Raw genomic sequence first — 9,915 nt, forward strand, 5'->3', positions numbered from 1 at the left:
ATCTCGGCGTGCCGCGTACCCTGTGGATCGGGCTGTTCATCGCAGGGTGATTGCGGCTTTTACCTAGCCTGCTGTTGTTGCGTTTACGTCCGCCACATAGCACTATCGCTGTGCCGGGATGAACGTGATGCAGGGGGAACTGCATGAGCGACAATGTGCGTGACCATGACGCTGAACTGATGGCGCCGGCGGAAGCCGACGTGCTGCCCAAAGCGGATGCGGCGCCCGTGCTGCCGCGCGGTGTATCGGTGCTGCCGGTGGCGGCGGCCGGGGCGCTCGCCGCGTGCAGCGGCGGCGGTGGTGGCGGCGCAGTGGCCGTTGCGCCAACGCCGACGCCTGCTCCGACACCAGCGCCTCCGCCGCCGCCCACGATCAGCGCGGCGCAGGCCAGCCGCTTTCTGCAGCAGGCAAGCTTCGGTGCCACCGGTGCCGACATCGACGCCGTTCAGTCGAGAGGGTTCAGCACATGGATCGACGACCAGATCGCACTGCCGCGCACAGCACATTGGGACTGGCTGGTCGCCAACAACTACACCGCCACCACCTTCCAGAATAACAGCCAGGGTTTTGACAACAGCGTCTGGCGGCAGATGATCAGCGAGCCCGGCCAGCTGCGCCAGCGTGTCGGCATGGCGCTGTCGGAAATCATGGTGATCGGGGTCGATGGCCTTAACCTCAGCTGGCGGCAATTTGCCGGTGCGGTCTGGCTCGACATCCTGCTCGACAATGCGTTCGGCAATTTCCGCACGCTGATGGAGCGCATCACGTTCAGCGCGCCGATGGCGAGCTATCTCACCTATCTCAACAACCGCCGCGCCAACCCCACCACGGGATCGGTGCCTGATGAGAATTATGCCCGCGAGCTGATGCAGCTGTTCACCATCGGTCTCAACCGGCTCAACATGGATGGTTCGCTCGTCCTGTCCGGCGGGCAGCCGGTTGATACTTATAGCCAGACCGATGTCTCCCAACTGGCCCGCGTGTTCACCGGCTTCGCGCTCGATGGCACGGACAATTCGACGCCGGACCGGTTGCGGCGGCCGCTCGTCTTCAACAACGCCAACCGCGAGACGGGCACGTCGAGCTTCCTGGGTGCGACGGTGCCAGCGGGGTCGGACGGGGCAACGGCGGTGCGCATCGCGCTCGATGCGATCTTCGCCCACCCCAATGTGCCGCCGTTCATTTCGCGCCAGCTGATCCAGCGGCTGGTCACCTCCAATCCCTCGCCCGCCTATATCCAGCGCGTGTCGCAGGTGTTTGCCGACAATGGATCGGGCACGCGCGGCGACCTGCGCGCGGTGGTGCGCGCCATCCTGCTCGATACCGAGGCGCGGGGCGACGCGACGCTCACCCAGCCAACCTTCGGCAAATTGCGCGAGCCGGTGATCCGGTTGACCAACTGGGCGCGCGCTTTTCGTGCCACGTCGGCGGGGGGCCTCTGGCCGATTGGCGATACCAGCAGCGCCAATACGCGCCTGGCCCAGTCGATGGGGCGCAGCCCGTCGGTGTTCAACTTCTTCCGGCCCGGCTATTCGCCACCCAATACCAGCTTTTCGGCGAACAACCTGGTCGCGCCCGAGTTCCAGATCACCAATGAGCTGTCGGTGATCGCCTATGTCAATTACATGCAGGCCGCGATCCAGAACGGCATCGGCAATGACGTGCGCGCCGATTATGCCGAGGTGGTGGCACTGGCGACCGACAGCACGGCGCTGGTCGACCGGGTCAACCTGTTGCTTGCCGCCAATCAGCTGAGCGCGGCGACCGTGGGGGCGATCCGCGCGGCGGTGGACAGCATCGCGACCACCGCGACCAATGCCGCGCTCAACCGGGTCTATACCGCCATCCTGCTGACGATGGCGTCGCCCGAATATATCACGCAGCGCTGAAACGGGGGCCGCGATGAACATCAATACCGATCAATCCCGCCGCGCCTTTCTGAAGCGCAGCGCCGCGCTTGGCATTGCCGGCTCGGCCGCCCCCTTCATGACCAGCCTTGCCGCGATTGGCGAGGCAGCGGCGGCCGTCTCCACCGATTATCGCGCGCTGGTGTGCGTGTTCATGTATGGCGGCAATGATTACGCCAACACGCTCACCCCCTATGATCAGGCGAGCTATAATCAATATCAGGCGGCCCGGTCTAACCTCGCCATTCCGCGTGCGGATCTGGCGGCGACCATCCTCAACCCGATCACCGCGCTGCCCGGCGGCCGGCAATATGCGCTGGCGCCCACGCTCGCGCCACTAATGCCGGTGTGGAATGCGGGGCGGATGGCAGTGGTGCTGAACGTCGGCACGCTGGTGCAGCCGACGACCAAGGCGCAATATACCGCCAACAGCGTGCGCCTGCCGCCCAAGCTGTTCAGCCATAACGACCAGCAAAGCTACTGGCAGGCCTCCAATCCCGAAGGGGCAACCTCGGGCTGGGGCGGGCGGATCGGCGACCTGTTGCAGTCGGGCAATGGCACCGCCACGCTGACCTGCATCAACGCCACCGGCAATGCGGTGTTCCTGACCGGGCGTCAGGCGATCCAGTACTCGGTCGGCACCACCGGGCCGGTCTCGCTCCTGAACAACGCGACCACTGTGTTCGGCTCGACCACGGCGGCCAGCACGCTGCGCCAGCTGATGCAGGGGACGGGCACCAGCAACTTCATCGCCGAACATGCCACCATCAGCCGCCGCGCGATCGACACCTTTGCCCAGGTGAATTCAGCGCTTGCCACCTCGCCCGCCGCCAACTTTCCGCTGTTCCAGGCGGGCAACCTGTCCGACCAGATGCGCATGGTTGCGCGGATGATCTCGGTCAGCCAGGAACTGGGCGCGCGGCGCCAGATCTTCCTCGTCTCGATCGGCGGCTTCGACCTGCACGACAATCTGCTGGCGCAGCAGCCGGGCCTGTTGACCAACGTCGCCAATGCGATGCGCGCTTTCTATGACACGACGGTGCAGATGGGCATTGCCGACCGGGTGACGGCGTTCACCGCGTCGGACTTTGGCCGCACGCTTGCCTCGAACGATGACGGCTCCGACCATGGCTGGGGCTCGATGCATTTCGTGGTCGGCGGCGCGGTGCGCGGCCAGCAATTCTATGGCACGCCGCCCGCCATCGGCAACAATACGCCCGATGACGTGGGGCAGGGGCGCCTGCTGCCCGGCATTTCGGTTGACCAATATGCATCGACCCTTGCCAGCTGGTTCGGGGTGAGCGGCGGCAACATGTCCACCGTGCTGCCCAATATCGGCAATTACAACCCGTCGAGCTGGAACGTCGGCTTCCTGGGTTAGGCGGGCTGGGTTTCGCGCGCGGCGCCGGTCAGCGAATTGGGGCCGGCGGCGGTGATCTGCACCGGCACCATCGCGCCCATCGCATGGTCGCCCGCCACAATCACCGATTGCAGCCAGGGCGATTTGCCGAGCCGCTGGCCCGGCAGCTTGCCGTCGCGCTCGATCAGCACGTCGCACGTCTTACCCACGCTTGCCGCGTTGAACGCCGCCTGATCGCGGTTGAGCGCGGCCTGAAGCCGTTGCAGCCGCTCATCCATCACCTCTGGCGCGATCTGCTCGGCCATGGTCGCGGCCGGGGTGCCGGGGCGGGGCGAATATTTGAAGCTGAACGCCTGCGCATAGCCAACCGCATCAACCAGCGCCAAGGTCTCGGCGAACTCGGCCTCGCTCTCGCCGGGAAAGCCGACGATGAAATCGCCCGACAGCGCAATGTCGGGCCGCGCCGCGCGCACCCGGTCCAGCAGCCGCAGATAACCGCCCGCGCTATGGCTGCGGTTCATCGCCTTCAGCACCCGGTCGCTGCCCGATTGCACGGGCAGGTGCAGGAACGGCATCAGCTTTTCGATGTCGCGGTGCGCCGCGATCAGCCCGTCGGCCATGTCGTTGGGGTGGCTGGTGGTATAGCGGATGCGCGCCAGCCCCTCGATCCGGTCGAGCGCGGCGATCAGGTCGTGCAGGCCGCGCCCGTCATCGTCCCACGCATTCACATTCTGCCCCAGCAGCGTGATCTCGCGCGCGCCCGCATCGACCAGCGCCTTGGCCTCATCGACGATGGCGGCGAACGGCCGGCTGACTTCGGCGCCGCGCGTATAGGGCACCACGCAATAGGTGCAGAATTTGTCGCACCCTTCCTGCACCGTCAGAAAGGCGGACGGCGGCACCCGGCGGCGGCGGGGCAGGGCGGCGAACTTGCTCTCGGCCGGCATGTCGGTGTCGAGCGCGGCCTGGCCCTTGGCCGCGCGCGCGACGAGGGCGGGCAGGTTATGATAGGCCTGCGGTCCCACCACCACGTCCACTTTGGCACGGGCGATGATTTCCTCGCCCTCTGCCTGGGCTACGCAGCCGGCGACCGCGATCATCGGGTTCTGGCCATGTTTTCGCAGTCGGCCAATGTCCGAATAGACCTTCTCGGTCGCCTTTTCGCGGATGTGGCAGGTGTTCAGAATCACCAGATCGGCGGCGTACGGGTCGTCGGCGGCGGTCAGGCCCTGTTCGGCCATCAGCTCTGCCATCCGGTCGCCGTCATACACGTTCATCTGGCAGCCGAAGCTCTTGACGTGGAAAGTCTTGGGAGGCGCGTTCATCGCCCGCGCTATAGGCGGGTTGGGCGCCAAGGGGAATGGGGCGCTCAGCCTGTCCGGCGCAACTGATCGCGCATCACCTCGACAAAGGCGCGTAGCTTGCGGTCATCGGTGGCGCGGCGGGGGTAATAGAGGAACAGCCCCGGCTCCTCGATCGCAGCCGCCGGCATCACTTCGACCAGCTGCCCCGCGGCCAGATCCGCTGCGACCAGCGGTTCGAATACATAGGCGATGCCGATGCCGGCCAGCGCCAGATCGCGCGCATAGCTGGGGTCGGACACACGCACGGTGCCATTCACTGGCACCACCACGTCTCGTTCGCCGTCAAGCAGCTCCCAGTCATAGACCGCGCCCGAGGCGAGCAACCGGAAACCGATGCAGTTATGCCCGGCCAGATCGTCCAGCATGGTGGGTGTACCTTGCCGGGCAAGATAGGCGGGCGCCGCAACCATCGTCGCGCGAAAGGGCGGCGTCATCCGCACCGCGACCATGTCGTGGGCGATCATCTCGCCCAGCCGGATTCCGGCGTCGAACCGTTCGGCGACGACATCGACCAGCGCATCCTCGCCTACAACTTCCACCGTCAGCCGCGGGTGACGGCGCGCCATTTCGGCCAGGATCGGCGTCAATCCCATGAAAAAGGCAACGCGTGGCGCATTGACGCGGAGCACACCGGTCAGATCGCGCTGATCGGTTTGCAGCCGATCGGCAGCCGCGCCGATCTGGTCAAAGGCATGCTGCGCGACCGCGACGAACGCCTCGCCCGCTTCGGTCAGCGTAACGCTGCGCGTGGTGCGGCGGAACAGCGGGGCGCCCAGCCGCTGCTCGGCGGTGCGGATCGCGTGGCTGACGGCGGAGGTGCCGATGCCCAGTTCGGCGGCTGCCCTTGCAAAGCTGCGGTTGCGTGCGACCGCGAGGACGCTTGGCAGATGGGGAAGCAGCGCGCGATCCATTACTGAATCATATCAAACAGTCTATGTAATTCCAGCCGGATTGTTTGATTTTGTGCCAGGCGCAATACCGATCGCATCAACCGCAAGCCATGGAGATGCGAAATGGTTCACGACGACAAGATCTGGTTCATCACGGGCGCCACGTCCGGTTTCGGCCTGGCGCTCGCGGAAGAAGTGCTGGCGCGCGGTGCGCGTGCGGTGCTGGTCGGCCGCCGCGCGGACCGGCTGGCGGCGCTGGCAATGCCTCACGGCGATCGCGCACTGCCGATCGCGATTGACGTGACGGATGCCGCCGCGCGCAACCGGGCAGTGGCTGAAGCACTGGAAAAATTCGGCCGTATCGACGTGCTTGCCAATATCGCCGGGCGTGGTTCGCTGGGCGCGGTCGAGGAATTCGCTGCTGATCAGCTGCGCGACCAATTGGAGCTGAATTTCTTCGCCGCCGCCGAGCTCACACGCGCGGTGTTGCCGGCGATGCGCGCGCAACGGTCTGGCCACATCCTCAATCTCACCAGTGTCGGCGGGCTGGTCTCGATGGGCGGCTTCGGCGCCTATTGCGCGGCGAAATTCGCACTGGAGGCCTGGAGCGAGGCGCTGCGCGACGAGGTGGCGCCGCTGGGCATCCGGGTGACTCTGGTCGAGCCTGGCGCCTTCCGCACCGAATTTGCCGGTGACGTCAACATGCGCCCGGCGCACCCGATCGCTGCTTATCGCGGCGTGATCGCACCGGTGGAGGATTACCTCTATGGTAGCGCCGGCGCGCAGCCGGGCGACCCGGCAAAGGCCGCGCAGCTGATGATTGCCGTGACCGAGGCGGCATCGGCGCCGATGCGGCTGATGATGGGTGCAGACGCATTCGGCATGTGGGAGCAGACCCTTGTCGCGCGGCTCGCCGACCTCGACACCTGGAAGGCAGCCGGCATCGCAACTGCGTTTGAGCCGGCACTTGCCGACGCCTGAACCGTGCACAAATCGGCCGCGCGATCACCGAAAACCGATCTGGACGAGCCCCCTCCCGTTCGCGGGAGGGGGTAGCTTGGGGCGATCACGCCCTAAAACCGGTGGCGACCCAGCAATTGCAGAATCATTTCCGCAAACAGGCTGTTCGCCCAGGCGAACCACGGGCGGGTGAAGCGGGCGGGATCGTCCTCATCAAACGCTTCGTGCATGAAGCCGGTGCCGGCATCGGTCGCGGCAAGCGTTTTCAGGCACAACGCCACGGTCGCCGGATCGTCGGTCGACAGGGCGCGCACCATCAGCGACATCGGCCAGATCTGGCCCGCGCCGACATGCGGGCCGCCAATCCCGGCGCCTGCGCGCCCGCTGTAGAAATAGGGGTTGGCGCGGCTCCAGGCGCGTGCGGCCGTCCTGCGGAACAGCGGGTCGTTACGCGAACAGGCCCCCAGATAGGCAAGGCTCGACAGGCTGGGGATGTTGGCATCGTCCATGAACAGCGCATTGCCGAAGCCATCGACTTCATAGGCATAGACAATTGCATCGTCCGCCAGCCGCATCGTGCCGTGGGCGGCAAGGGCCGTGCGCAGCTGCCCCGCCAGCTGCCGCGCGGCGGCAGCAAGTGCGGTGTCGCCAGCAGCCAGCTCGGCCAGCGTCGCCAGGTCGCTGAGCGCGCGCACCGCAAAGATGTTGCTGGGGATCAGGAACGGCAGCACGCATGCATCGTCCGATGGTCGGAACATGCTATGGATCAGCCCAACCTTGCGCGATGGCGCGCCATAGCCGTCGCCGGCCAGTGTATCGATCGCCGACAGTGCGCGGCGCTGAAAGCGATAGGGGCCGGCACCCGTCAGGCGCTGCTGCGCGACCAGTGTCTCCACCGCGAGCGCCATCGCCGCGCGCCATTCGGTGTTGAACGGCGCCGCATCGCCAGTGGCGCGCCAGTAATCATGCGCAAGCCGCATCGGGTGGAGCAGCGAATCAACCTCCCATTTGCGCTCCGCAACGCCCGGCTTCATCTCGGTCACGTCGGCGCGTGCCCAGTCCAGGCTGGTCGGGGCTGACGGGTCCGCCATGAAGGCATTGGCATAGGGGTCGATCAGGATCGAGCGGGCATGGCGGCCGATCAGGCCCCGGAACAGCCGGGTCAGCGCTGCATCGCGCGCGGCGAGGTGAAGATAGGGCCGCACCTGGCACGCACTGTCGCGCAGCCACAGGCACGGAATGTCGCCGGTGATGACGACCGTATCAGGCACCTGGTCGCTGCCGCCGAGCGCGACCGTGGTATCGAGCGTGTTGGGAAAGCAGTTGTTCCACAACCGCCGGATCTTGGGGTTGGCGATGCGTGCGGCGATGGCGCTGCGCTCGGCCTCTACCGCCGGGCTGGTGAAGCGCCGGTCGGCTGGGGCGGGGCGATCATCACCCGGCTGCGCGGCCAGCACGCGGCCGAGCGGTGCGGTGGATGCTGCGGCGATGATGCCGCGCCGGGTAAGCGCTGTGGTCACATTCCTGCCGGCCACTCGGGCACGGGCGCGCCATTTGCCATGGCGTCGTGCCCGATGAAGCTGCGCGGCCAGCTGCCCAGATGGCGCGCCAGTGCTTCCTCGATGCGCCGGCGGCTTTCGGCAGCGATTGCCTTGCGCCCGGGGAAGTCGCGCGGGTGGAACGGCTCCAGAAATTCGACCAGCACCGGAAAGGTGCCGGCGCGCGAAAGCAGGCGCACGGCATTGTCCTGCCCGCCCTCGGCGCCGATCCAGCTGATCTCGCGCGCCTCGCGCCCGTACCAGAGCAGCACCGGTTGCACCATCACGCCCGGCGGCGGTGGCTCCAGCACTTTCAGCATCGGCGTCTTGAACGGCAGCAGTGAATAGCCGTCGGTCGTTGTCCCTTCCGGGAACACCGTGACCGACCAGTTCTCGGCCAACGCATCGCGCAGCCGGTTGATCTGGTCTGCCACCCCCAGCCGGTCCTCGCGCGCGACGAACACAGTGCGGTTCTGCCGCGCCAGCCAGCCGACGACGGGCGCGTCGTTGATCTCGGCCTTGGCGACGAAGGCCGTGCCGCTGGTGCCCGCAATCGCCAGGATGTCGATCCAGCTGACATGGTTGGCGATGTAGAACACGTCGCGCTTCAGCGGCGTGCCCGATCGGCTGACCCGCGCGCCGCACAGGCGGCTGGCCATGCCCAGAAACAGGCGCGGAAAAGGCGAGGGCTGGCCGGTCACCCGCCACAGCAGGTGGAACGGCAACACCAGTGCCAGTGCCAGTGCCAGCAGCGCAACCCGGCTCCACAGCCGCACCCAGCCGATCAGGCTGACCGGCGGGCGCTGGCCGGCGGCGGCCAGATCGCGCGGGGTGGGCGGCGCTGCCCCGTCAGGACTTGCGGTCAAGCGCGACCCCGTACAGCTCCATCCGGTGGTCAACCAGGCGGAAACCCAGCCGCTCGGCGATCTGCTTTTGCAGCTGCTCAAGTTCTGGGTCGACGAATTCGATCACCCGGCCGGTCTCCACGTCGATCAGGTGGTCGTGGTGTGCCTCTGGCGCGGGTTCATAGCGGGCGCGGCCGTCGCCGAAATCGTGCCGGTCGAGGATGCCGGCCTCCTCGAACAGGCGGACGGTGCGATAGACGGTGGCGATCGAAATGCCCGGGTCGATGGCGGAGGCGCGCTCATACACTTTTTCGACATCGGGATGGTCGTCCGCGTCGGACAGCACGCGTGCGATCACGCGGCGCTGCTCGGTGATGCGCAACCCCTTTTGATTGCAAAGTGCTTCCAGATCGATCTTGCGCGGCACCGGCCGACTCCTAACCCCGTTGCACCGCGTGTAGCCGAGGGGCGCACATACGAAAAGTGCCCCGCGCGGCTTTCGCGCAGGGCACTTGGGTCAGCTGCGTCAGGTTCAGCGCGTCTTGCGGCGCTTCGTGCCCAGGCCGATCTGCTTGGCGAGGCTGCGGCGCTGCTCGGCATAGTTGGGGGCGACCATCGGATAGTCGGCCGGCAGGTTCCACTTGGCGCGATACTGTTCCGGCGTCATCTTGTAATGCGTCATCAGGTGGCGCTTCAGCATCTTCAGCTTCTTGCCGTCCTCAAGGCAGACAATGTAGTCGGGCTTGATCGACGCGCGGATCGACACGGCCGGCTCCTGCTTGACCTCGGGCTCGACAACCGGGCCATCCAGCCCTTTCAGCGCATTGTGCACATTGGCGATCAGCGTCGGCAGGTCCGACACGGCAACACTGTTGTTGCTGACATGCGCAGCGACGATGTCCGCCGTCAACGTGATCAGCGTTTCCTGCATTTCAGATACATGGTCCACGGGACGCCCCTTTCAACTCTACTGTTCATCGCCAGGCGATGGATGACAACGCTATCGGCCGATATGACAGATGATGCAAGACCTAATGACCAACCGATAAAC

9 protein-coding genes are annotated in these 9,915 nt (G+C 66.3%); 3 read left to right on the top strand and 6 right to left on the bottom strand.

The window, feature by feature from the left end; translation table 11 throughout:
* The first annotated feature begins 143 nt into the window (after positions 1 to 143).
* Both K2Y03_RS11850 and K2Y03_RS11855 read left to right on the top strand, forming a co-directional pair.
* Complete coding sequence (locus tag K2Y03_RS11850; RefSeq protein ID WP_294090903.1) at positions 144 to 1,889, top strand: DUF1800 family protein; 1,746 nt, start codon at positions 144 to 146, stop codon at positions 1,887 to 1,889.
* Between the two features lie 13 nt (positions 1,890 to 1,902).
* Positions 1,903 to 3,288 (top strand): DUF1501 domain-containing protein, encoded by a 1,386-nt coding sequence (locus tag K2Y03_RS11855; protein ID WP_294090904.1) that lies wholly within the window; start codon positions 1,903 to 1,905, stop codon positions 3,286 to 3,288.
* On the opposite strand, the gene miaB is transcribed toward K2Y03_RS11855, so the two are convergent.
* Both miaB and K2Y03_RS11865 read right to left on the bottom strand, forming a co-directional pair.
* A complete protein-coding gene (miaB, locus tag K2Y03_RS11860) occupies positions 3,285 to 4,604 on the bottom strand; it encodes a tRNA (N6-isopentenyl adenosine(37)-C2)-methylthiotransferase MiaB (RefSeq protein WP_294090911.1) in 1,320 nt (439 codons plus the stop codon). The two genes, K2Y03_RS11855 and miaB, sit on opposite strands and share 4 nt — an antisense overlap.
* A 32-nt stretch (positions 4,605 to 4,636) precedes the next feature.
* Positions 4,637 to 5,542 (bottom strand): LysR family transcriptional regulator, encoded by a 906-nt coding sequence (locus K2Y03_RS11865; protein ID WP_294090905.1) that lies wholly within the window; start codon positions 5,540 to 5,542, stop codon positions 4,637 to 4,639.
* A gap of 102 nt (positions 5,543 to 5,644) precedes the next feature.
* Between K2Y03_RS11865 and K2Y03_RS11870 the strand changes: the two genes are divergently transcribed.
* A complete protein-coding gene (locus tag K2Y03_RS11870; RefSeq protein WP_294090906.1) occupies positions 5,645 to 6,502 on the top strand; it encodes an oxidoreductase in 858 nt (285 codons plus the stop codon).
* A gap of 92 nt (positions 6,503 to 6,594) precedes the next feature.
* On the opposite strand, the gene K2Y03_RS11875 is transcribed toward K2Y03_RS11870, so the two are convergent.
* The 4 genes from K2Y03_RS11875 to K2Y03_RS11890 form a co-directional block, all read right to left on the bottom strand.
* Positions 6,595 to 8,001, bottom strand: coding sequence for a glycoside hydrolase family 125 protein (locus K2Y03_RS11875; RefSeq protein ID WP_294090907.1), 1,407 nt, complete (start codon positions 7,999 to 8,001; stop codon positions 6,595 to 6,597).
* Positions 7,998 to 8,885 (bottom strand): 1-acyl-sn-glycerol-3-phosphate acyltransferase, encoded by an 888-nt coding sequence (locus K2Y03_RS11880; RefSeq protein ID WP_294090908.1) that lies wholly within the window; start codon positions 8,883 to 8,885, stop codon positions 7,998 to 8,000. Before K2Y03_RS11880 ends, K2Y03_RS11875 begins: the two co-directional genes overlap by 4 nt.
* On the bottom strand, positions 8,869 to 9,291 hold the full coding sequence (locus K2Y03_RS11885) for a Fur family transcriptional regulator (protein WP_294090909.1): 423 nt from the start codon (positions 9,289 to 9,291) through the stop codon (positions 8,869 to 8,871). Before K2Y03_RS11885 ends, K2Y03_RS11880 begins: the two co-directional genes overlap by 17 nt.
* A gap of 105 nt (positions 9,292 to 9,396) precedes the next feature.
* A complete protein-coding gene (locus K2Y03_RS11890) occupies positions 9,397 to 9,813 on the bottom strand; it encodes a MucR family transcriptional regulator (RefSeq protein WP_294090910.1) in 417 nt (138 codons plus the stop codon).
* Between the last annotated feature and the right edge of the window lie 102 nt (positions 9,814 to 9,915).

Origin of the sequence: Sphingomonas sp. (assembly GCF_019746015.1) — a bacterium.
In the GTDB taxonomy this organism is placed as follows: domain Bacteria; phylum Pseudomonadota; class Alphaproteobacteria; order Sphingomonadales; family Sphingomonadaceae; genus Sphingomonas.

What these genes read in the sequence shown, in the direction of transcription:
- K2Y03_RS11850 (WP_294090903.1), top strand. Translation starts at nt 144, where the DNA reads ATGAGCGACAATGTGCGTGACCATGACGCTGAACTGATGGCGCCGGCG.
- K2Y03_RS11855 (WP_294090904.1), top strand. Translation starts at nt 1,903, where the DNA reads ATGAACATCAATACCGATCAATCCCGCCGCGCCTTTCTGAAGCGCAGC.
- K2Y03_RS11865 (WP_294090905.1), bottom strand. Translation starts at nt 5,542, where the DNA reads ATGGATCGCGCGCTGCTTCCCCATCTGCCAAGCGTCCTCGCGGTCGCA.
- K2Y03_RS11870 (WP_294090906.1), top strand. Translation starts at nt 5,645, where the DNA reads ATGGTTCACGACGACAAGATCTGGTTCATCACGGGCGCCACGTCCGGT.